Source organism: Mycobacterium sp. E2699 (genome assembly GCF_001666745.1).
Classification (GTDB): domain Bacteria; phylum Actinomycetota; class Actinomycetes; order Mycobacteriales; family Mycobacteriaceae; genus Mycobacterium.
In genome coordinates, this window is record NZ_LZJH01000055.1 from 144,699 (window position 1) to 164,761 (window position 20,063).

At 69.5% G+C, this 20,063-nt stretch carries 21 protein-coding genes and 1 tRNA gene; 15 read left to right on the forward strand and 7 right to left on the reverse strand.

What is annotated here, in order from left to right; translation table 11 throughout:
* Positions 1-42 precede the first annotated feature (42 nt).
* Complete coding sequence (locus A5696_RS08165; protein ID WP_067876134.1) at positions 43-423, forward strand: MmpS family transport accessory protein; 381 nt, start codon at positions 43-45, stop codon at positions 421-423.
* A gap of 43 nt (positions 424-466) precedes the next feature.
* Here A5696_RS08165 and A5696_RS08170 read toward each other — a convergent pair.
* Positions 467-542: transfer RNA gene (locus A5696_RS08170), tRNA-His, on the reverse strand.
* Between the two features lie 46 nt (positions 543-588).
* Positions 589-1,236 (reverse strand): oligoribonuclease, encoded by a 648-nt coding sequence (orn, locus tag A5696_RS08175; RefSeq protein WP_067876137.1) that lies wholly within the window; start codon positions 1,234-1,236, stop codon positions 589-591.
* A 98-nt stretch (positions 1,237-1,334) separates the two neighbouring features.
* Here orn and A5696_RS08180 point away from each other — a divergent pair, with 98 nt between their 5' ends.
* Positions 1,335-2,882 carry a helicase HerA-like domain-containing protein gene (locus A5696_RS08180; RefSeq protein ID WP_067876140.1) on the forward strand — a complete coding sequence of 516 codons (1,548 nt, stop codon included), beginning with the start codon at positions 1,335-1,337 and terminating at the stop codon, positions 2,880-2,882.
* Positions 2,883-2,885: 3 nt separating this feature from the next.
* Here A5696_RS08180 and cmrA read toward each other — a convergent pair whose 3' ends face one another.
* Positions 2,886-3,692, reverse strand: a complete 807-nt coding sequence (cmrA, locus tag A5696_RS08185; RefSeq protein WP_067876143.1) for a mycolate reductase — start codon at positions 3,690-3,692, stop codon at positions 2,886-2,888.
* 43 nt (positions 3,693-3,735) lie between these two features.
* Between cmrA and A5696_RS08190 the strand changes: the two genes are divergently transcribed.
* Positions 3,736-5,052: an MFS transporter gene (locus tag A5696_RS08190; RefSeq protein ID WP_067876146.1), complete on the forward strand. Its 1,317-nt coding sequence runs from the start codon at positions 3,736-3,738 to the stop codon at positions 5,050-5,052.
* Positions 5,053-5,060: 8 nt separating this feature from the next.
* Here the strand turns inward: A5696_RS08190 and A5696_RS08195 are convergent, their stop codons facing one another.
* A complete protein-coding gene (locus tag A5696_RS08195) occupies positions 5,061-5,849 on the reverse strand; it encodes a hypothetical protein (RefSeq protein ID WP_067876606.1) in 789 nt (262 codons plus the stop codon).
* A 69-nt stretch (positions 5,850-5,918) separates the two neighbouring features.
* Positions 5,919-6,560 carry a TetR/AcrR family transcriptional regulator gene (locus tag A5696_RS08200; RefSeq protein WP_067876149.1) on the reverse strand — a complete coding sequence of 214 codons (642 nt, stop codon included), beginning with the start codon at positions 6,558-6,560 and terminating at the stop codon, positions 5,919-5,921.
* Positions 6,561-6,729: 169 nt separating this feature from the next.
* On the opposite strand from A5696_RS08200, the gene A5696_RS08205 reads away from it, so the two are divergent.
* The 10 genes from A5696_RS08205 to A5696_RS08250 all read left to right on the forward strand — a co-directional run bounded on the left by A5696_RS08205 (position 6,730) and on the right by A5696_RS08250 (position 17,597).
* Entirely contained in the window at positions 6,730-7,476 is a 747-nt protein-coding gene (locus A5696_RS08205; RefSeq protein WP_067876152.1) for a CoA transferase subunit A, read from the forward strand.
* Positions 7,473-8,117 carry a 3-oxoacid CoA-transferase subunit B gene (locus A5696_RS08210; RefSeq protein ID WP_067876154.1) on the forward strand — a complete coding sequence of 215 codons (645 nt, stop codon included), beginning with the start codon at positions 7,473-7,475 and terminating at the stop codon, positions 8,115-8,117. Before A5696_RS08205 ends, A5696_RS08210 begins: the two co-directional genes overlap by 4 nt.
* A complete protein-coding gene (locus tag A5696_RS08215; protein ID WP_067876156.1) occupies positions 8,114-9,700 on the forward strand; it encodes a carboxyl transferase domain-containing protein in 1,587 nt (528 codons plus the stop codon). Before A5696_RS08210 ends, A5696_RS08215 begins: the two co-directional genes overlap by 4 nt.
* A 4-nt stretch (positions 9,701-9,704) precedes the next feature.
* Entirely contained in the window at positions 9,705-11,693 is a 1,989-nt protein-coding gene (locus tag A5696_RS08220) for an acetyl/propionyl/methylcrotonyl-CoA carboxylase subunit alpha (protein WP_067876159.1), read from the forward strand.
* Complete coding sequence (locus A5696_RS08225) at positions 11,690-12,853, forward strand: acyl-CoA dehydrogenase family protein (protein ID WP_067876162.1); 1,164 nt, start codon at positions 11,690-11,692, stop codon at positions 12,851-12,853. The genes A5696_RS08220 and A5696_RS08225 overlap by 4 nt, the downstream gene beginning before the upstream one ends.
* A gap of 52 nt (positions 12,854-12,905) precedes the next feature.
* Complete coding sequence (locus tag A5696_RS08230; RefSeq protein ID WP_067876166.1) at positions 12,906-13,400, forward strand: MaoC family dehydratase; 495 nt, start codon at positions 12,906-12,908, stop codon at positions 13,398-13,400.
* On the forward strand, positions 13,400-14,224 hold the full coding sequence (locus tag A5696_RS08235) for a CoA ester lyase (RefSeq protein ID WP_067876169.1): 825 nt from the start codon (positions 13,400-13,402) through the stop codon (positions 14,222-14,224). Before A5696_RS08230 ends, A5696_RS08235 begins: the two co-directional genes overlap by 1 nt.
* A 126-nt stretch (positions 14,225-14,350) precedes the next feature.
* The gene (pdhA, locus tag A5696_RS08240) at positions 14,351-15,442 is read left to right on the forward strand and encodes a pyruvate dehydrogenase (acetyl-transferring) E1 component subunit alpha (protein ID WP_067876172.1); all 1,092 of its coding nucleotides are present in this window, start codon (positions 14,351-14,353) and stop codon (positions 15,440-15,442) included.
* Positions 15,439-16,461, forward strand: a complete 1,023-nt coding sequence (gene bkdB / locus A5696_RS08245; protein ID WP_067876174.1) for a 3-methyl-2-oxobutanoate dehydrogenase subunit beta — start codon at positions 15,439-15,441, stop codon at positions 16,459-16,461. Before pdhA ends, bkdB begins: the two co-directional genes overlap by 4 nt.
* The gene (locus A5696_RS08250) at positions 16,458-17,597 is read left to right on the forward strand and encodes a dihydrolipoamide acetyltransferase family protein (protein WP_067876176.1); all 1,140 of its coding nucleotides are present in this window, start codon (positions 16,458-16,460) and stop codon (positions 17,595-17,597) included. The genes bkdB and A5696_RS08250 overlap by 4 nt, the downstream gene beginning before the upstream one ends.
* An 87-nt stretch (positions 17,598-17,684) precedes the next feature.
* Here the strand turns inward: A5696_RS08250 and A5696_RS08255 are convergent, their stop codons facing one another.
* Positions 17,685-18,455 carry an enoyl-CoA hydratase gene (locus A5696_RS08255; protein ID WP_067876179.1) on the reverse strand — a complete coding sequence of 257 codons (771 nt, stop codon included), beginning with the start codon at positions 18,453-18,455 and terminating at the stop codon, positions 17,685-17,687.
* 125 nt (positions 18,456-18,580) lie between these two features.
* Here A5696_RS08255 and A5696_RS08260 point away from each other — a divergent pair, with 125 nt between their 5' ends.
* Positions 18,581-18,829: a hypothetical protein gene (locus A5696_RS08260; protein ID WP_067876182.1), complete on the forward strand. Its 249-nt coding sequence runs from the start codon at positions 18,581-18,583 to the stop codon at positions 18,827-18,829.
* Here the strand turns inward: A5696_RS08260 and A5696_RS08265 are convergent.
* Positions 18,826-19,254, reverse strand: coding sequence for a nitroreductase family deazaflavin-dependent oxidoreductase (locus A5696_RS08265; protein WP_067876608.1), 429 nt, complete (start codon positions 19,252-19,254; stop codon positions 18,826-18,828). The genes A5696_RS08260 and A5696_RS08265 overlap by 4 nt on opposite strands.
* Positions 19,255-19,349: 95 nt before the next feature.
* Between A5696_RS08265 and A5696_RS08270 the strand changes: the two genes are divergently transcribed.
* On the forward strand, positions 19,350-19,916 hold the full coding sequence (locus tag A5696_RS08270; protein ID WP_067876612.1) for a TetR/AcrR family transcriptional regulator: 567 nt from the start codon (positions 19,350-19,352) through the stop codon (positions 19,914-19,916).
* Positions 19,917-20,063: the final 147 nt, after the last annotated feature.

Here is a 20,063-nt window from a genome sequence, read left to right on the forward strand (position 1 = left end):
TCGATTCGCCGCCCGCGAGTAGGAAAAGATTAAAATCTGCCGATGAAATCGCAACGCGCCGCCGTTGCTGCCCTGGTAGCCGGGATCCCGCTGATGACCGCCCCGGGAGCCGCGGCCGATCCTCCCGCCTACGCCGTCGTCTACACCGTGAACTCGGACGCCCCGCTGGCGGATGTGTCGTACTTCGACGCGGCCGCCAACCTGCAGTTGGTGAGCAACCCGCCCAATCCGTGGTCCCTGACGTTTACGACGACACCGTCCGGAGGAACGTACAGCTACGGCACGTTGTCGGTTTCCGGGACCACGACCGGCCGGCAGGTGTCTTGCCAGATCACCGTGAATGGATCGGTCAAGGAACAAAAATCCGCCTCCGGTCAGAACGCTCACGTCAACTGCACGTCGCTCGGACTGCCCGGAGACTAGGGGGGCCAGGAAGTGGAGGGGCCAACTACCACTTCTGACGCGGTGGGGTGGCTGACGGGACTCGAACCCGCGACACCCAGGATCACAACCTGGTGCTCTACCAGCTGAACTACAGCCACCATTGCCGCGAGCCGGCATCCGGCCAATGAGCGGCGACCACCGATACTAGCCGGTCGGTGGCTCGGAGTCCGAATCGATTGCTCTCGTGGCGTTCGCTGGGCCTTGGAGGTCGGTGACCACGGTCTCGATTTCGCTGATGGACGGACCCGGCGGCGGCACGAACGCGGTGCGCCGGTAGTAGCGCAGTTCGCGGATGGACTCGTGGATATCGGCCAGCGCCCGGTGCGCGAGCCCCTTGGCCGGCTGGCCGTAGTAGATGCGTGGGTACCAGCGCCGGCAGAGTTCCTTGATCGAGCTGACGTCGATCATCCGGTAGTGCAGGTAGGAGTCCAGCTTTGGCATGTCGCGGGTGATGAAGGCCCGATCCGTGGCGATCGAGTTGCCCGCCAGCGGTGCGGTCTTGGGTTGCTTGACGTGGGCGGTGACGTAGTCGAGCACCATCGCCTCGGCGGTCGCCACGTCGACGGTGGAGGCCCTGACCTCCTCGACCAGCCCCGAGCGCGAGTGCATCTCGGCGACCACTTCGATCATCGACGACAGCGCGGCGTCCTCGGCGTGGATCACCACATCGACTCCGTCGCCGAGCACGTTCAGCTCGGCGTCGGTGACCAGGACCGCGATCTCGATCAGCTTGTCCGAGCTCAGATCCAGCCCGGTCATCTCGCAGTCGATCCACACCAATTCGTCGCGCACAGCGCTCAGCGTAGGCGTGCATCGGGCCCGCGCGAGCCCTGCCCCCGCCCGCTCCCGGCAAGTAGGGTGAGCGTTGCGACCGGGACGAAGGGCGAGCGATGACCACCGATTCAGCGGCGACACCCGCACAGCGAATCGCCAACGGCTACGCCGTCGAAGGCCAGGCGCTGGAGTTGGGCACGGTCGTCGTCGACGGCGTGGCGGACCCGACTGCGCAGATTCGCATCCCGCTGGCGACTGTCAACCGGCACGGCCTGGTGGCGGGCGCGACCGGAACCGGCAAGACCAAGACGCTGCAACTGATCGCCGAGCAGCTCAGCGCCGCCGGCGTGGCGGTGTTGATGGCCGACGTGAAGGGCGACCTGTCCGGTCTGGCCCGCCCCGGCGAGGCCAACGACAAGACCGCAGCGCGCGCGAAGGACACCGGCGACGACTGGCGGCCGGCCGGATTCCCGGTGGAGTTCTTGTCGCTGGGCACCGGGGGAGTGGGCGTGCCGGTGCGGGCGACCGTTGACAGCTTCGGGCCGGTGCTGTTGTCGAAGGTGTTGGGGCTCAACGCCACTCAGGAGTCGACGCTGGGGCTGATCTTCCATTGGGCCCAGCAGGCCGGGCGACCGCTGGTCACCCTGGGGGATCTGCGCGGCGTCATCAGCCACCTGGCCGGCGACGAGGGCAAGGCCGACCTGAAGGATCTGGGCGGGGTGTCGTCGACGACGGCGGGGGTCATCCTGCGGGCGCTGGTCAACCTCGCCGGCGAGGGCGGGGACACGTTCTTCGGCGAGCCGAAGCTCGACCCGCAGGATCTGCTGCGCGTCGACGGCGGGCACGGCATCATCTCGCTGCTGGAGTTCAGCGGCCAGTCGGTGCGGCCCGTCATCTTCTCCACCTTCCTGATGTGGCTGCTGGCCGACCTGTACGCCAAACTGCCCGAGGTCGGCGACATCGACAGGCCCAAGCTGGTGTTTTTCTTCGACGAGGCGCACCTGTTGTTCGCCGACGCCTCCAAGGCCTTCCTCGAGCAGGTCGAACAGACCGTCAAGCTGATCCGCTCCAAGGGCGTCGGGGTCTTCTTCTGCACCCAGTTGCCCACCGACATACCCAACGACGTGCTGTCCCAGCTGGGCGCGCGGGTCCAGCACGCGCTGCGGGCGTTCACCCCCGACGACCAGGCGGCGCTCGCCAAGACCGTCCGCACCTACCCGAAAACCGATGTGTACGACCTGGAATCGGCGCTGACCTCGCTCGGCATCGGGGAGGCCGTCGTCACCGTGTTGTCCGAGAAGGGCGCGCCGACGCCCGTCGCGTGGACCCGCATGCGAGTCCCGCGGTCGCTGATGGCCTCGATCGGCACCGAGGAGATCGTAGCGGCGGCCAAAAACAGTCCGCTGCAGGCGAAGTACGGTCGAACTGTTGAACACGAACCGGCGCAGCCCCAGGCCGGGTCGCCAGTTCCGCAGGCCCAGTCCGGCTATCCGCCCGTGCCCGCGGACTCGGTGCCCCCTGCCATGCCGGAGCCCTTCGAGCCGAAGGGGCCCGGCTTGCTGGAACGGCTGTGGCGCGACCCGGAAGTGCAAAGAGCCGTTGACACGGGACTCCGCGAGGTCATCAGAGCCAAGTTCGGCCGCGGCGGCGGCAGCCGAAAGTAGCGCCTAACCGCCGCCGAGCTTCTTGTAGAAGCTGCCCACGATCGGCGCCACGATCGCGCGCGGCGCGTACCCGCTGGCCACCGACATGGCCTTGGACGTCAGGCCGGGGACGATCCGCATCTTGTTGCGTTCCAACGCATCCAGCGATACGCGGGCGGTGTGCTCGGTCGAGATCCACAGGAAGTCCGGCACCAGCTTTTCGACCAGCGACCGTTCGGCGTCGTCGGGCAGATCGGTGCGCACCGGGCCCGGCGCCAGCAGCGTGACGTGCACGCCGGAGCCGCGCAGTTCACCGCGCAACGATTCGCTGAAGGTGTTCGCGAACGCCTTGGTGGCCGCATAGGTGGCGTTGTAGGGGATCGGCGAATTGCCCGCCGCCGAACCGGAAATCAGGATGCCGCCGGCCCCGCGCTCGACCATGCCCGGCAGCACGGCAAGCGTAAGATCATGCACCGCAACGGCATTCAGTTGCACCTGGGCCTTTTCGCCCGCCGGGTCGAGGCCCGCGACGGGACCGAACGTCGCGGTACCCGCATTGGCGCACAGGATCGAGATGGGCCGGGCCGCCAACTCGTCGCACAGCTTCGCCCGTTCCGTCGGGTCGGCCAGATCGGCGGGCCGCACCTCGACGGTCACACCGAACTTCTCGGTCAGCCGGGCCGCCAGGTCGTTGAGCAGGTCCTCGCGTCGCGCCGTGACGATCAGGTGGTGCCCGCGCGCGGCGAGTTCGGTGGCCAGCGCCGCGCCGATGTTTTGCGAAGCCCCGGTGACAACGGCGCGAGCGTCGGGACTGGGAGCTGGTACCGGCATGCGGCCAATGGTAGACAGCGACGAGACTTATACAGTTCGGGGCATGAGTCAGCGTCCGGGCGCACCCGTGCCATCGCAGGTGGCGGCGTGGGCGCTGTGGGACTGCGGCTCCCTGGGCATGAACGCCATCGTGGCGACCTTCGTCTTCTCGGTCTACCTGACCGGCAGCGTGGGAGCGGGCATGTCCGGCGGTACGTCACCCGCGAGTTGGCTGGGTCGCTCGCTCGCCATCGCGGGGTTGACCATCGCGGTGTTGGCGCCGCTCGTCGGGGTATGGGTAGAGGCCCCGCACCGTCGGCGGGTGGCGCTCACGGTGTTGAGCGGTCTCGCCGTCGCTTCAACGAGTTCGATGTTCCTGATCCGCGACGACCCGAGCTATCTGTGGGCGGGTCTGGTGCTGCTGTCGACCACGGCCGCGTGCGGCGACCTGGCCGGGGTGCCGTACAACGCCATGCTGCGTCAGGTCTCGACGCCGCAGACGGCGGGCCGCATCTCCGGCCTGGGCGCGGCCGCAGGGTTCACCGGCAGCGTGGTTTTGTTGCTGCTGGTCTATTTCGGTTTCATCTCCGGCACCGGCCCGGTGCGCGGGCTGCTGCACGTGCCCGTCCATGACGGACTCTACGTCCGGACGGCGATGCTGCTGACCGCGGCGTGGTTTGCGGTGCTGGCGCTGCCGTTGCTGTTTGTCGCCCACCGGCTGACGGACGTCGGCGAGACTTCGCGTCCGACCGGCATGCTCGGCGGCTATCGCAAGCTGTGGGCAGAGGTGAGCGCGGAATGGCGCCGCAACCGCAACCTGGTCTACTTCCTGGGGGCCAGCGCGCTGTTCCGCGACGGGCTGGCGGCCATCTTCGGCTTCGGCGCCGTGCTCGGCGTCAACGTATACGGCCTGTCGCAGGCCGATGTGCTGGTGTTCGGCGTGGCGGCGAGCGTCGTGGCCGCAATCGGCGCGGTGACCGGCGGGTTCGTCGACCACCGGATCGGATCCAAACCGGTCATCGTGGGATCGCTGGTGGCGCTCATCGCCGTGTCGGCCACCCTGATGGCGTCGTCCGGCGCGCATGCCTTCTGGCTGTGCGGACTGCTGCTGGCCGTGTTCGTCGGTCCGTCCCTGTCGTCGTCGCGCGCCCTGTTGCTGCAGCTGGCCAAGCACGGCGGCGAGGGCGTCGCGTTCGGGCTCTACACGATGACGGGGCGGGCGGTGTCGTTCGTGGCGCCGTGGCTGTTCTCGGTGTTCGTCGACGCGTTCGGCGCCGTGCGCGCCGGGGTCGGCGGGATATGCCTGGTCCTGATCGCCGGGTTGCTGGCGATGCTGGCGGTTCGTGTTCCGGCGCGCGGCCAACAGCACGCGCAGGCCTAGCTATACATCTAGCCCCGCGCGTCGCAAATCGTCAGGCCCGCCCCGGTGCGCTGGCTCACCTGGATCCCGGCGATGGTGACGGAGCAGCTGACTTCGTGGCCGAAGTTGACGATGGTGACATTCGCGGGGTGCGCGGCCGACTTCGACAGACTGACCTCTTTGGTCCAGGGCAGCGCGACATTGAACTCGGTCTGGACGACGTCGCCGGTGCCGATGTACACGATGCTGAGCGCGCGGCCTTCGCCGGTGACGCTGTAGACGACGTCCTGCATCGCGCCCGGGCTGGTCGTGTCGGTCGGCGGGCCCGACGCGGTCGGCGGCGGCACTGGCCGGAAGGTGCGTGACGGCGGCGACGTCCGCGTCGACGGGGTCGGCGTCGGGGTCTCGCTCGTTTCGGGCATGGCGGGCAGCGGCGGGACCGCGGTCTGTGTCTTGATCGCGTTGTTGGCGAGGACCAGCGCGATCACCAGCGCGACGACCAACAGCACCGCAGCCCCGGCGGCCAACCACAACCATCGCGACGACTTGGGGCCCACGGGCGGCGGCGGAGGCAGGCCCCCGGCCGGCGCCTCGCCCGACGGGGGCAGCTCCTGTTGCCAGTACGCCGGGAGCTGCTTGGTGTCGTTGAGGTTCGACGCCCACTGCGGGCTGTACCCGCCGTAGGTGGATGCGTAGGGCCCCGTCTGGTCGGCGTACGCCGGGTCGGCGGGCGGCGGATACGGAGAACCCGGCGATCCGGCGGGTCCTGACCCCGATAGAGGGGGACTAAACCGCTCGGTTCGACGTGGATCGTTCATGTCCACCTCATGGCTTGCAGGGTACCTAAGCGCGGGCCCTGCGTGAGCGCCTTCCTGTTGATGCCAAATTCAGGGGCACTGATGGCCGGCGGTCAGCGCGGCGACGGTCATGGCCCGCATGACGGCGCGCGACCGCGCCGCACCGGCGGCCTTGCCGCGCGAATCGTCCGGGGACTTCATGCTGTGCGGCGTCGAATTGAGCAGGCCGAATGTCGCGTGCGCCGCCAGCCGGGCGTCGGCCTCGGCCAGCTTGGGGTTGAGCTCCCGCAGCACCCCTACCCACACCTCGACGTATTGGCGCTGCGCTTTGCGCACCTGCTTCTCGGCGGCTTCCGGGAGGTGTGCCAGGTCGCGGTCCTGGATGCGGATCAGGTCCGGCTCGCCCAGCGCGAAGTCGAGGTGGAAGTCGATGAGGTCGTCCAGCGCGGCGGCCGCGTCGACATTGCGTGCCCGCGCATCCCGCGCACCGGCGAGCAGGCGGGTGCTGATTCCGACGAGCAACTCGACAAGCAGCGACTCCTTGTTGGGGAAGTGGCGGTAGATCGCGGGGCCGCTGACACCGGCGGCCGCGCCGATGTCCTCCAGGCGGACGGCGAGGAAACCGCGCTCGGCGAAGAGGCGCTCGGCGGCCGACAGGAGCTGCTGGCGCCGATCGGATTTCAACCGGCTGCGGCGATTTGGGAGATCGGGCTGTGGCGCGGACGTCGTCATGGCGCCCTCCGTCTCGCCCGTTCGGTTAATCGCCACTAACTTAGCACGGGTTATCGGCTCGCGCGTGACCAGCACTGAGCGCCGCCGGCGCCCTGGACTCGGCGGTGCGGGCGATGGTATCCTCGCACTGAGTTAATGAAGATTAACTGAAATCGGAGGCTGCTGGGCGATGGACAAGGTGGTGGCGAGTGCCGCCGAAGCGGTCGCCGACATAACCGACGGGTCGTCCTTGGCGGTCGGGGGATTCGGGTTCTGCGGCATCCCGGAGGCACTCATCGCGGCGCTGGTCGACAGCGGCGTCCGCGACCTCGAGACGGTGTCCAACAACTGCGGCGGCTACGGGGTGGGGCTGGAAGCGCTGTTGCACCACAAGCGAATTCGCCGGGCCGTCGCCTCGTACGTGGGCGACAATAAGGAATTCGCCCGCCAGATCCTCGCCGGTGAACTCGAGGTGGAGCTGACCCCGCAGGGCACGCTGGCGGAGCGACTGCGCGCCGGTGGCGCGGGAATCCCGGCTTTCTACACGCCCGCCGGAGTCGGCACCCCGGTCGCCGACGGCGGCTTGCCGTGGCGCTACGACGCGGCCGGCGCGGTGGCGGTGATGTCGTCCCCCAAGGAGACCCGCGAATTCGACGGCGTGACCTACGTTCTCGAGCGCGCGATCCGCACCGACTTCGCGCTGGTGCACGCCTGGAAGGGCGACCGGCACGGAAACCTGGTCTACCGGGCGTCCGCCGCCAACTTCAATCCCGACTGCGCGATGGCCGGCAGGATCACCATCGCCGAGGTCGAACACCTCGTCGAGCCAGGGGAGATCGATCCGGCCGCGGTGCACACCCCCGGCGTCTTCGTTCACCGGGTCGTCCATGTGCCCAACCCCGCCAAGCCCATCGAGAAGGTGACGGTGCGCCCGTGAGCTGGACGAGGGAGGGCCTGGCCGCCCGGGTGGCCGCCGAATTCGAGGACGGCCAATATGTCAACCTCGGGATCGGGATGCCCACGCTGGTTCCGAACCATATCCCCGACGGCGTCACCGTCGTCATCCATTCGGAGAACGGGGTGCTCGGCGTCGGGCCTTATCCGCGGGCCGGGGATGTTGACGCCGACCTGATCAACGCTGGCAAGGAGACCATCACCACGATGCCCGGCGCGGCGTTCTTCGGCTCCTCGGCCTCGTTCGGAATCATCCGCGGCGGGCACCTCGATGTCGCGGTGCTTGGGGCGATGCAGGTTTCGGCCGCCGGCGACCTCGCCAATTGGATGATTCCGGGAAAGCTGGTCAAGGGCATGGGCGGCGCGATGGACCTGGTGCACGGCGCCCGTAAGGTGATCGTCATGATGGGCCACACCGCACGCGACGGCACCCCGAAAATCGTTGAGCGGTGCACCCTTCCGCTGACCGGCGTGGGGTGTGTCGACCGCATCATCACCGACCTCGCCGTCATCGACGTGTGCGACGACGGCCTGCACCTCGTCGAGACGGCCCCCGAGGTGTCCGTCGACGAGGTGCTCGCCAAAACCGAACCGCCCCTTTCGCTGACCGGGAGGCAGCCGTGAGCACTGCTGTCAGAACCGCGCCGTCGTTCGCCGACGAACACCGGCGGCTGATCGCCGAGTTGAACGCCAAGCTGGCGGCCGCGGCGTTGGGCGGCAACGAGCGCGCGCGGGAGCGCCACGTCAGCCGCGGCAAGCTGCTGCCCCGCGAGCGGGTGGATCGCCTGCTCGACCCGGGCAGCCCGTTTTTGGAGCTGGCCCCGCTGGCCGCCAACGGCATGTACGACGACGAGTCCCCGGGCGCCGGGATCATCACCGGGATCGGCCGGGTGTCGGGGCGCGAGTGCATGGTCGTCGCCAACGACGCGACGGTCAAGGGCGGCACCTACTATCCGATGACGGTCAAAAAACACCTGCGCGCGCAGGAGGTCGCGCTGCAGAACCGGCTGCCGTGCATCTACCTGGTGGACTCCGGCGGCGCGTTCCTGCCGCGCCAGGACGAGGTTTTTCCCGACCGTGAGCACTTCGGGCGGATCTTCTACAACCAGGCGACCATGAGCGCCAAGGAAATCCCGCAGGTGGCCGCGGTCCTCGGTTCGTGCACGGCGGGCGGCGCCTACGTGCCGGCGATGAGCGACGAGGCCGTCATCGTCCGCGAGCAGGGCACCATCTTTCTGGGCGGGCCGCCGCTGGTGAAAGCCGCCACCGGCGAGATCGTTTCGGCCGAGGAACTCGGCGGCGGCGACCTGCATTCGCGTGTTTCGGGCGTCACCGACCACCTGGCCGACGACGACGAGCACGCACTGCGCATCGTCCGCTCGATCGTGGCCACCTTCGGCCTCTGCGAGGCCCGCCAATGGGAGGTGCTGCCGTCGATCGAACCGAAGCACGCGCAGACCGAGCTCTACGACGTCGTGCCGCCGGATCCGCGCGTGCCCTACGACGTCCACGAGGTGATCGTCCGACTGGTCGACGGCAGCGAATTCAGCGAATTCAAGGCCCACTACGGCAAGACGCTGGTGACGGCGTTCGCGCGCATCCACGGCCACCCCGTCGGCATCGTCGCCAACAACGGCGTGCTGTTCAGCGAATCCGCCTTGAAGGGCGCCCATTTCATCGAGCTGTGCGACAAGCGCAGGATCCCGCTGCTGTTTCTGCAGAACATCGCCGGCTTCATGGTCGGCCGCGACTACGAGGCCGGTGGCATCGCCAAGCACGGCGCCAAGATGGTTACCGCCGTGGCCTGCGCGCGGGTGCCCAAGCTGACCGTGGTGATCGGCGGATCCTACGGCGCGGGCAACTATTCGATGTGTGGGCGGGCGTATTCGCCGCGCTTCCTGTGGATGTGGCCCAACGCCCGCATCTCGGTGATGGGCGGCGAACAGGCCGCGTCGGTGCTCGCCACGGTGCGCGGCGAGCAGCTCTCCGCGGCGGGCAAGCCGTGGTCGGCCGAGGAAGAGGAGGCGTTCAAGGCGCCCATCCGAGCACAGTATGAGGACCAGGGCAACCCGTACTACTCGACGGCGCGCTTGTGGGACGACGGCATCATCGATCCGGCCGATACCAGAACGGTTCTGGGGCTTGCCCTTTCGGCGTGCGCCCACGCGCCGCTGGAACCGGTCTCCTACGGCGTATTCCGGATGTGAGGCTATGTTCGACACCGTCTTAGTGGCCAACCGCGGCGAGATCGCCGTGCGGGTCATCCGGACCCTGCGCCGGCTGGGCATCCGCTCGGTCGCCGTCTACAGCGACCCCGACGCCGGCGCGCGACACGTGCTCGAGGCCGACGAGGCCGTCCGGCTCGGCCCCGCCGCGGCGCGCGACAGCTACCTCGACATCGACAAGGTGGTCGACGCCGCGGTGCGCACCGGCTCCGAGGCGGTCCACCCGGGCTACGGCTTCCTCTCGGAGAACGCGCATTTCGCCGCGGCCTGCGAGCGCGCCGGGGTGGTGTTCCTGGGACCGCCCGCGCGGGCGATCGAAGTGATGGGCGACAAGATCACCGCCAAGAACGCCGTCGCCGCCTTCGACGTGCCGGTGGTGCCGGGCGTGGCCAGGCCGGGCCTGACCGACGACGAACTCGTCGCGGCGGCCGACGAGGTCGGCTATCCGGTGCTGATCAAGCCGTCGGCGGGCGGCGGCGGCAAGGGCATGCGGCTGGTGGAGGACCCGTCGCGGCTGCGCGAGGCGCTGGTGAGCGCCCGCCGCGAGGCCGGCTCCTCGTTCGGCGACGACACGCTTTTTCTCGAGCGGTTCGTGTTGCGGCCCAGGCACATCGAGGTGCAGGTGCTCGCCGACACGCACGGCAACGTGATTCATCTGGGCGAGCGCGAGTGCAGCCTGCAGCGGCGCCACCAGAAGGTCATCGAGGAGGCGCCCTCGCCGCTGCTCGACACCGAGACGCGCGCCCGGATCGGGGCGGCGGCCTGCAACACAGCCCGCAGCGTCGACTACGTCGGGGTCGGGACGGTGGAGTTCATCGTCTCGGCCGACCGCCCCGGCGAATTCTTCTTCATGGAGATGAACACCCGCCTGCAGGTGGAACATCCGGTCACCGAGGCGGTCACCGGCCTCGACCTGGTCGAGTGGCAGCTGCGGGTCGCCGCCGGCGAGAAGCTCGGATTCGCCCAGGACGACATCGAATTGAGCGGGCACGCGATCGAGGCCCGCGTGTACGCCGAGGACCCGGCCCGCGGGTTCCTGCCCACCGGCGGCCGGGTGCTGCAGGTGTTCGAACCGTCCGGCGCCGGGGTACGGGTGGACTCTTCGCTGCTGGCCGGCACGGTGGTCGGCAGCGACTACGACCCGATGCTGAGCAAGGTGATCGCCCACGGGGACGACCGCGAGGAGGCCCTCGCGAAACTCGATCGGGCGCTGGCGGACACGGTGGTCCTGGGCGTGCAGACCAACGTCGAATTCCTGCGCTTCCTGCTGGCCGACGAGCGGGTGCGCGCCGGCGACCTGGACACCGCGCTGCTGGACGCACGGCTGGCGGACTTCGCGCCGGCCCCGGCGCCCGACGACGTGCTCGCCGCGGGCGGCCTGTTCCGCCAGGTGGTCTTGGCCCGGCGCGCCGGGGGCGACCCGTGGGCGGTGCCGACCGGATGGCGGGTCGGCGGGGGCGCGGCGCCGGTGCGCACCGACATGCAGACCCCGCTGCGCAGCGAGACCGTGTCGGTCTGGGGCACCCCCGAGGCCGCCAGGGTGCAGGTCGGCGACGGTGAGATCCGTTTCGCCCGTGCGCAACTTGACGACGCACGCATCAGCGTGACGTTGGACGGGACGCGACGCGAGTACTGGTGGGCCGAGGCCGACCGGCACCTGTGGATCGCCGACGAGCGGGGGACCTGGCACCTGCGCGAGGCCGAGGAGCACAAGATCCACCGCGCCGCAGGGGCGCGGCAGGCCGAGATCGTGAGCCCGATGCCCGGCAACGTGATCGCCGTGCAGGCCGAATCCGGCGCCGAGGTCTCCGAAGGTGACGTGGTGGTGGTCGTCGAGGCGATGAAGATGGAACATTCGCTGGCCGCACCGGTTTCGGGGCGGGTGGAGGTGCTGGTCTCCGTCGGCGACCAGGTGACGGTGGACCAGGTGCTGGCCCGGCTCAGTGAAGAAAGCGAAAGCAAGGACGAGACATGACGACATCCATTACAGGGACGCTGCCCAAGGAGTACGAGGACCTTCGCGACACGGTGGCCGACTTCGCGCGCACCGTCGTCGCACCGGTGTCGGCCAAACACGATGAGGAGCACAGCTTTCCGTACGAGGTCGTCGCCAAGATGGGCGAGATGGGCCTGTTCGGCCTGCCGTTCCCGGAGGAGTACGGCGGCATGGGCGGCGACTACTTCGCGCTGGCGCTGGCGCTCGAGGAGCTCGGCAAGGTCGACCAGTCGGTGGCGATCACGCTCGAGGCCGGCGTCGGCCTCGGCGCGATGCCGATCTACCGGTTCGGCACCGAGGAGCAGAAACACAAGTGGCTGCCGGACCTGACGGCGGGCCGGGCGCTCGCGGGTTTCGGGCTCACCGAGCCGGGAGCCGGTTCCGACGCGGGCGCCACCCGCACCACCGCGCGGCTCGACGATGGCGAGTGGGCGATCAACGGCACCAAGCAGTTCATCACCAACTCGGGCACCGACATCACCTCGCTGGTCACCGTCACCGCGGTCACCGGAACACTCGCCGGTGGCAAGAAGGAGATCTCGACGATCATCGTACCCAGCGGCACAACGGGTTTCACCGTCGAACCGGTCTACAACAAGGTCGGCTGGAACGCATCCGACACTCACCCGCTGACCTTCGCCGACGCCCGCGTCCCGGAGGACCATCTGCTGGGCGCCCGCGGCACCGGCTACGCCAACTTTCTGTCCATCCTCGACGAGGGCCGCATCGCGATCGCCGCGCTGGCGACGGGCGTCGCACAGGGGTGTGTCGACGAAAGCGTCAAGTACGCCAAGGAGCGCCAGTCGTTCGGCCAGCCGATCGGTTCCTACCAGGCGATCAGCTTCAAGATCGCCCGGATGGAGGCCCGCGCCCACGTGGCGCGCACGGCGTATTACGAGGCGGCCGCAAAGATGTTGGCGGGCAAGCCCTTCAAGAAGGAGGCGGCGATCGCGAAGATGATCTCCTCCGAGGCGGCGATGGACAACGCCCGCGACGCCACGCAAATTCACGGCGGCTACGGCTTCATGAACGAGTATCCGGTGGCGCGCCACTACCGCGACAGCAAGATCCTGGAGATCGGGGAAGGGACCACGGAGGTGCAGCTGATGCTCATCGCGCGATCGCTGGGGCTGTCGTGAGCCGCGCCGGCGACGATAATGCCGGCGTAGCCGGGATCGAGGAGTGGCGCCCATGACGGACGGCAAGTCGATTGTCCAGCGGGGCTTGTGGTTTGAGGAGTTCGAGGTCGGCACGACCTACCTGCACCGGCCCGGCCGCACCGTCACCGAGGCCGACAACGTGCTGTTCACCACGCTGACGATGAACAGCCAGTCGCTGCACCTCGATGCGGCCTGGGCCGCCGAGCAGCCCGGGTTTCGGGGCGAGCGGCTGGTGAACTCGATGTTCACCCTCTCCACGCTGGTGGGGCTCTCGGTGACGCAGCTGACCCTCGGCACCATCGTCGCCAACCTCGGCTTCTCCGAGGTGTCGTTCCCCAAGCCGGTCTTCCACGGCGACACCCTGTACGCGGAGACCGTGTGCACGGGCAAGCGCGAGTCGAAGAGCCGGCCGGGAGAAGGCATCGTCACCCTGGAGCACACCGGCCGCAACCAGAACGGCGACGTGGTGGCGCGCGCGGTGCGGACCACGCTGGTGCAGAAGCGGCCAGACACCGAGGAGTCGTAATGGATCTGCGTGACGTCGGACCCGGCTGGCTATTCTGCCCGGCCGACCGCCCGGAGCGTTTCGCCAAGGCCGCCGCGGCTGCCGACGTGGTGATCCTCGACCTCGAGGACGGCGTGGCGGAGGCGGACAAGCCCGCCGCCCGCAAGGCGCTGCGGGAGACCCCGCTGGATCCCGCGCGCACCGTGGTGCGCATCAACGCCGCGGACACCGACGAGCACGCCCGCGACCTGGACGCCCTGGCCGACACCGCCTACACGACGGTGATGCTCTCCAAAACCGAATCCGCCGCGCAGGTGACCGCGCTCGCGCCACGCGACGTGGTCGCGCTGATCGAGACCCCGCGGAGCGCGGTCTTCGTCTCCGAGATCGCCGCCGCGCAGGGCACCGCGGCCCTGATGTGGGGCGCCGAGGACCTGGTCGCCACGCTCGGCGGCAGCTCCAGCCGGCTGGCCGACGGCACCTACCGCGACGTCGCCCGCCACGTCCGGTCCGCGACCCTGCTGGCGGCGTCCGCCTTCGGCCGGATTGCGCTGGACGCCGTGCACCTGGACATCCGCGACATCGACGGCCTGCGGGCCGAGGCCGACGACGCCGTCGCCGTGGGGTTCGACGGCACCGTCTGCATCCACCCGACCCAGATACCCGTCGTCCGCGAGGCCTATCGCCCCAGCGAGGAGAAGCTGGACTGGGCGCGCCGGGTGCTGGCGGCGGCGCGGTCGGAACGCGGGGTGTTCGCGTTCGAAGGGCAGATGGTCGACTCGCCGGTGCTCAAGCACGCCGCGATGTTGCTGCGGCGGGCGGGGGAGCAGCCCGCGTCCGGCTAAAGCGACACGCTGTCGCCTCGACCGTGATCAACGCGGCGTCTTCGCATTTGGGCGCATAATGGGGAATACGCCAGTCTCGCGTCGAGCGGAGGCTTCCGGGTAGCTGGCGGGCGCCAAGGAGGCGGCATGGCGGATGTGACTCAGACGCCGATGACCGTCGACCTCGAGCCGGTGCAACTCGTCGCCTCCGACCGCACGCCGACGCCCGAAAACCGCTACGGCCGCGACCTTCCGCCGGAAACTCTGTGCTGGCTCTACGAGATGATGGTGGTCACCCGTGAGCTGGACACCGAATTCGTCAACCTGAAGCGCCAGGGGCAACTGGCGCTGTTCGCGTCGTGCCGTGGCCAGGAGGCCGCGCAGGTCGGCGCCGCGGCCTGCCTGCGCAAGACCGACTGGCTGTTTCCCCAGTACCGCGAACTCGGCGCGTATCTGGTGCGCGGCATCCCGCCCGGACACGTCGGCGCGGCGTGGCGCGGAACGTGGCACGGCGGGCTGGAATTCACCAGGAAATGCTGCGCCCCGATGTCGATTCCGATCGGCACCCAGACCCTGCACGCCGTCGGCGCGGCGATGGCCGCGCAACGCCTGGGCGAGGATTCGGTGACGGTGGCGTTCCTGGGCGACGGCGCAACCAGCGAGGGCGACGTGCACGAGGCGCTGAACTTCGCGGCAGTCTTCGTCGCGCCGTGCGTGTTTTACGTGCAGAACAACCAATGGGCGATCTCGGTGCCGGTGTCCAAACAGACCGCCGCGCCGTCCATCGCGCACAAGGCGATCGGCTACGGGATGCCCGGAATCCGGGTGGACGGCAACGACGTGCTGGCGTGCTACGCGGTGACGGCCGAGGCCGCCGCCCGCGCCCGGGCAGGTGGCGGCCCGACGTTGATCGAGGCGGTCACCTACCGGCTCGGCCCGCACACCACCTCCGACGATCCGAGTCGCTACCGGACACAGGACGAGGTGGACCGGTGGGCGGCACTGGACCCGATCCCGCGCTACCGCAACTACCTTCGGTGTCAGGGGCTGTGGTCGGAACGCCTGGACGAGCGGGTCGCCGCCCGGGCGAAGCGCATGCGAACCGAACTGCGCGACGCGGTGTTCGATGCGCCCGACTTCGACGTCGACGACGTGTTCACCACGGTGTACGCCGAGATCACGCCGGGACTGCAGGCGCAGCGCCAACAGCTGCGGGCCGAGCTGGGGAGGCTCGAATGACCCAGCTCGCCGACTCCCCGGCCGGCGTCGCGCTCGGCGCGCCACCGTTGACCATGGTGCAGGCGCTCAACCGCGCGCTGCGCGACGCGATGGCCGCCGACGATCGGGTCCTGGTGTTCGGCGAGGACGTCTCGGTCGAGGGCGGGGTGTTCCGGGTCACCGAGGGGCTGGCCGAAACATTTGGTGAAGCAAGGTGTTTCGACACGCCGCTGGCCGAGTCCGCGATCGTCGGCATCGCGATCGGCCTGGCGCTGCGCGGCTTCGTGCCGGTGCCGGAGATCCAATTCGACGGATTCTCCTACCCGGCCTTCGACCAGGTGGTCAGCCATCTGGCGAAGTACCGCACCCGCACCCGCGGCGAGGTCAACATGCCGGTCACCGTCCGCATCCCGTCGTTTGGCGGGATCGGTGCGGCCGAGCACCATTCGGATTCCACCGAGTCCTATTGGGCGCACACCGCCGGGTTGAAGGTGGTGGTGCCGTCCAACCCGGCCGACGCCTATTGGCTGCTTCGCCACTCCATCGCCTGCCCCGACCCGGTGATGTACCTGGAGCCCAAGCGGCGCTACCAGGGCCGCGGCTCTGTCGACACCGGCCGGCCCGAACCGCCGATCGGGCGGGCCGTGGTGCGCCGGCCCGGCCGTGACGTCACCGTCGTGACCTACGGCAGCCTGGTGAACACCGCGGTGGCCACCGCGGAAGATGCTCAGCGCCGGCGCGATTGGAGCCTCGAGGTGATCGACCTGCGGTCGCTGGTTCCGCTGGATTTCGACACCGTCGCAGCCTCGATCCACCGGACCGGGCGCTGCGTGGTGTTGCACGAGGGGCCGCGCAGCCTGGGCTACGGGGCGGGGCTGGCCGCGCGGATCCAGGAGGAGATGTTCTACGAGCTGGAGGCGCCGGTGTTGCGCGCCTGCGGTTTTGACACGCCTTACCCGCCGGCACGGTTGGAGGGCTTGTGGTTGCCGGGCCCCGACCGGCTGCTGGACTGCGTCGAGCGCGCGCTGAGCCTGCCGTGAGCACCGATCACCGGGTTGAGGCCTTCCGGGTTCCCGATCTCGGCGAGGGACTCGAAGAGGTGACCGTGTCGTGCTGGTACGTCGAGGTCGGGGCCGACGTCGAACTCAACCAGGTGTTGTGTTCGGTGGAGACCGCCAAGGCCGAGGTCGAGATCCCGAGCCCCTACGCCGGGCGAATCGTGGAAACCAATGGCGCCGAAGGCGACGTGCTCAAGGTCGGCGCGGTGCTGGTCCGGATCGACACCGCACCCGGCCAGGCCGCGGCGCCGACGCTGGTCGGCTACGGCGCCGACGCGGGCATCGACGCCAGCCGGCGGACCGGCCGGCCGCTGGCCGCCCCGCCGGTGCGCAAGCTGGCCAAGGAGCTTTCGGTCGATCTCGCCTCGCTGCGGCGTGACGCGGGTGAGTTGATCACCCGTGCAGACGTGCTCGCGGCCGCCCACGGGGCGGGAGACGACGTTCGGCCGGTCCGCGGCGTGCAGGCCCGGATGGCGGAGAAGATGGCGTTGTCGCACAGGGAGATTCCCGCGGCGAAAGCCGGCGTCGAGGTGGATTGCACGGCGCTGCTGCGGCTCGGCGACCGGGCTGGCGATCCCGAGGTCACGCCGTTCGCGCTGACGCTGCGGCTGCTCGTTATCGCCCTGCGCCACAACACGATTCTCAATTCGACCTGGGTCGACTCGCCCGAAGGACCACGGGTGCACGTCCATCGGGCGGTGCATCTGGCGTTCGGCGTGGCCACCGAGCGCGGGCTGCTGGTCCCGGTGATCGCCGACGCCCAGAAGATGACGACGCGCGAGTTGGCCGGCCGGACGGCGGAATTGATCAGGGGTGCGCGGGAGGGCACCCTGACGCCCGCCGAGCTGACGGGCTCGACCTTCACGGTGTCGAACTTCGGGGCCCTTGGCGTCGACGACGGCGTGCCGGTGATCAACCACCCCGAAGCGGCGATCCTGGGCATGGGGGCGATCAGGCCGCGCGCGGTGGTCGTCGGCGGTGAGGTTGCCGTCCGGTCGACGATGGCGCTGGCGTGCGTGTTCGACCACCGCGTCGCCGATGGCGCTCAGGTGGCGCGGTTCCTCTGCGGGCTGAGGGATCTCATTGAGTCTCCCGAGACCGCCGTGCTTGACCTGTAGCGTCGTCGGTTTCCCCGAGATGTAAGCCAGTGCGATGCGCGCCGGCGTGTCGTGTGCGTAATTTATGTGTCGCGCGCTCCGGCCCGCCTATTTGCGTCGCGCCGCGGCCAATCTGCTTGCGAATTCCGGCGATTGGATGGAGGACGCCTGGGGGCCGAGCTCGGTGCGCATGGCGAGGTCGTGCTGCTCGCTGTCCAGCGCCCCCGGGCTGATCGTGGCGCGCATGGTCGCTTTGGTCGCCAGCACCACCTCCCGGGGGGCCGCCGCGGGACCCGCGGCCAGCTCCAGGGCCGCCGCGACCGGGTCGTCCGCGACGCTCAGCGCCAGGCCGTGCCGCACAGCGGATTCGGCGTCGAAGCGCATCCCGAACAGCAACGCCGCCCGCGCCACCTGCGGGCCGACCGCGCGCTGCAGCATCCAGGTCGCGCCGCCGCCCGGATGCAGCCCGAGCTTCTGGAACCGGGCGTCGAACAGCGCGCCGGGCCCGGCGATGCGGACGTCGGCGGCCAGCGCGAGGTTCAGGCCCGCGCCGACGGCGGCGCCGTTGACCGCGGCGATCGTGGGCAACCGGCAATTGCCGACGGCCATGAAGCCGTCATAGAGCCGCCGCAGCCCCGCCTCGGCGGACCCGCCGCCGGCGGCGCCCAAGGCGCTGAGGTCGGCCCCGGCGCAAAACGCCTTGCCGGCGCCGGTGACCACGACGGCGTGCACGTCGTGATCGGCCTCGGCCCGCTCCACGGCGGACCGCAGCAGCGTCGACATCTCGTCGGTCAGGGCATTGCGCCGGTCGGGATCGTTCACGGTGATCAGCGCGACGTGAGCGTCGACGCTGAACAGGACGGGATCGGGCTGGTTCATGGCTACCTAAGGTACTTGGCTTGCTCACCAGCGCGGATGCCCGCCAAGAATCCGTTGAGGATCCCTCCAGCCCGCCCGCTGAGGCTCGAGGCGACCCACGACGCATCCGACAGGAGGAGGGACCCATGCGCACCGCGGCGGAGCAGAAGGCGAACAGGAAACTCGGATACCTCCGGCTGGCGATGGTCTCTTCCGTTACGGCCGTGCTCATCGCGCTCGGGATGGGTGCCGCCTACATCAGCACTCCGTCCGCGGGCCAGTTGTGCTCGGACCGCAACGCCAGCACCCGCGACGCGGCCGGCCGCACCATGTGGTGCAACCCGTCGACGTCCTCAGGCGGGGCCGCGGTTTGGCAGTACGCGGCCGGCTCCTAGTCGGTGAAGTCGATTCGAACCGACACGGGAGCCGTCTCCAGCGCCCTCACCATCGTGGCCCCCAGTCGCCCGAACTTGCGGCCCCGCGCGACGACGTCGTCGTCCGGCCTGAATGTCGCGACCCCGGTGCGCCACCGACCGCCCTGTCGCACACGGACATTGGCGTTGTCGGCGATATTTCTGCCCCAACCGGAGCGCATGCCGTGCTGGCAGATCACCCACGCCCCGTCGTTGTCGAATTGGGCCGACACGGGGACCCGGCGTGGCTGTCCCGTCTTGCGGCCGATCGTCTCGAGCTCGGTGGCCAAGGCGGTGCGCACCCCCAATCTGCTCAACCCCTTCACCGCCGGATTGAGCAGATAGCGTCCGAGCGCGCGCTCTCGGCGGAACTTTCGCAGCGTTTTGTCCGGGTTGGTGCTCGTCATGGCGGTCTCCAAAAGTCGGGGTGCTTCCCAGCAGGTTAGTAGACCGATCGGTATAGTACAAGCGAACAGCTGTGCTAAGCCGGAAGGTGGCGACCATGTCCGCGCGAGACGCCCTCATCGCGAGTGTCACGGGATTGGTGCGACGGCGAGGTGTCGCCGGTACGGGCCTCAATGCGCTCTTGGAGGACAGCGGCGTCGCGCGCAGAACCGTTTACCTGAACTTTCCCGGCGGCAAAGCCGAACTGATCGCTGAAGCCACCCGCCTGGCGGGACGGGAGTTGACCACGGTGATCGGGTCGGCGGACGAGGGGGGCGATCCCGCGCAGACGGTCCAGAGCTTCATCGACGAGTGGAAGGCCCAGCTGACGGCGACGCAGCTGGAGGCGGGCTGCCCCATCGTCGCCGCGATCCTCGGCCGGTCGGAGGCGCCGGCGGCCGCGGAGGCGGCTCGCGAGGCCGTCGACGGGTGGCGGGCGATCCTCGCCGAGCGGCTGGTCAGCGCCGGCGCCGCTCCCGCCAGTGCGCGCTCGTTGGCGACGCTCACCGTCGCCGCCATCGAAGGCGCGGTCATCCTTGCGCTGGCGACCCAGTCGACGGCCGCACTCGACGATGTCGGGCGCCACCTGATCGAAGTCATCAGGCTCCACCTGCCCGACCGGTAGGCGCCGTCCGCGTCCGCAAGGACCCTTGTACCGCAACGTGTTTGACGCCGATTGAACGCACCCTCGTCACCGAGCCCAACGCTCTGAAAACGCCCGTGCTCGGCGCCGGCCCCCGCCGGCCGGTGGCGGCCGGTGCCTGGCTGCGCC

Excerpts from the sequence above, each read along its gene's own strand:
- A5696_RS08235 (WP_067876169.1), top strand. The coding sequence starts at position 13,400 with ATGGATCTGCGTGACGTCGGACCCGGCTGGCTATTCTGCCCGGCCGAC.
- A5696_RS08260 (WP_067876182.1), top strand. The coding sequence starts at position 18,581 with ATGCGCACCGCGGCGGAGCAGAAGGCGAACAGGAAACTCGGATACCTC.
- A5696_RS08165 (WP_067876134.1), top strand. The coding sequence starts at position 43 with ATGAAATCGCAACGCGCCGCCGTTGCTGCCCTGGTAGCCGGGATCCCG.
- cmrA (WP_067876143.1), bottom strand. The coding sequence starts at position 3,692 with ATGCCGGTACCAGCTCCCAGTCCCGACGCTCGCGCCGTTGTCACCGGG.
- A5696_RS08270 (WP_067876612.1), top strand. The coding sequence starts at position 19,350 with ATGTCCGCGCGAGACGCCCTCATCGCGAGTGTCACGGGATTGGTGCGA.
- A5696_RS08255 (WP_067876179.1), bottom strand. The coding sequence starts at position 18,455 with ATGAACCAGCCCGATCCCGTCCTGTTCAGCGTCGACGCTCACGTCGCG.
- A5696_RS08265 (WP_067876608.1), bottom strand. The coding sequence starts at position 19,254 with ATGACGAGCACCAACCCGGACAAAACGCTGCGAAAGTTCCGCCGAGAG.
- A5696_RS08195 (WP_067876606.1), bottom strand. The coding sequence starts at position 5,849 with ATGAACGATCCACGTCGAACCGAGCGGTTTAGTCCCCCTCTATCGGGG.
- A5696_RS08205 (WP_067876152.1), top strand. The coding sequence starts at position 6,730 with ATGGACAAGGTGGTGGCGAGTGCCGCCGAAGCGGTCGCCGACATAACC.
- A5696_RS08220 (WP_067876159.1), top strand. The coding sequence starts at position 9,705 with ATGTTCGACACCGTCTTAGTGGCCAACCGCGGCGAGATCGCCGTGCGG.
- pdhA (WP_067876172.1), top strand. The coding sequence starts at position 14,351 with ATGGCGGATGTGACTCAGACGCCGATGACCGTCGACCTCGAGCCGGTG.
- bkdB (WP_067876174.1), top strand. The coding sequence starts at position 15,439 with ATGACCCAGCTCGCCGACTCCCCGGCCGGCGTCGCGCTCGGCGCGCCA.
- A5696_RS08180 (WP_067876140.1), top strand. The coding sequence starts at position 1,335 with ATGACCACCGATTCAGCGGCGACACCCGCACAGCGAATCGCCAACGGC.
- A5696_RS08200 (WP_067876149.1), bottom strand. The coding sequence starts at position 6,560 with ATGACGACGTCCGCGCCACAGCCCGATCTCCCAAATCGCCGCAGCCGG.
- A5696_RS08225 (WP_067876162.1), top strand. The coding sequence starts at position 11,690 with ATGACGACATCCATTACAGGGACGCTGCCCAAGGAGTACGAGGACCTT.
- A5696_RS08230 (WP_067876166.1), top strand. The coding sequence starts at position 12,906 with ATGACGGACGGCAAGTCGATTGTCCAGCGGGGCTTGTGGTTTGAGGAG.
- A5696_RS08190 (WP_067876146.1), top strand. The coding sequence starts at position 3,736 with ATGAGTCAGCGTCCGGGCGCACCCGTGCCATCGCAGGTGGCGGCGTGG.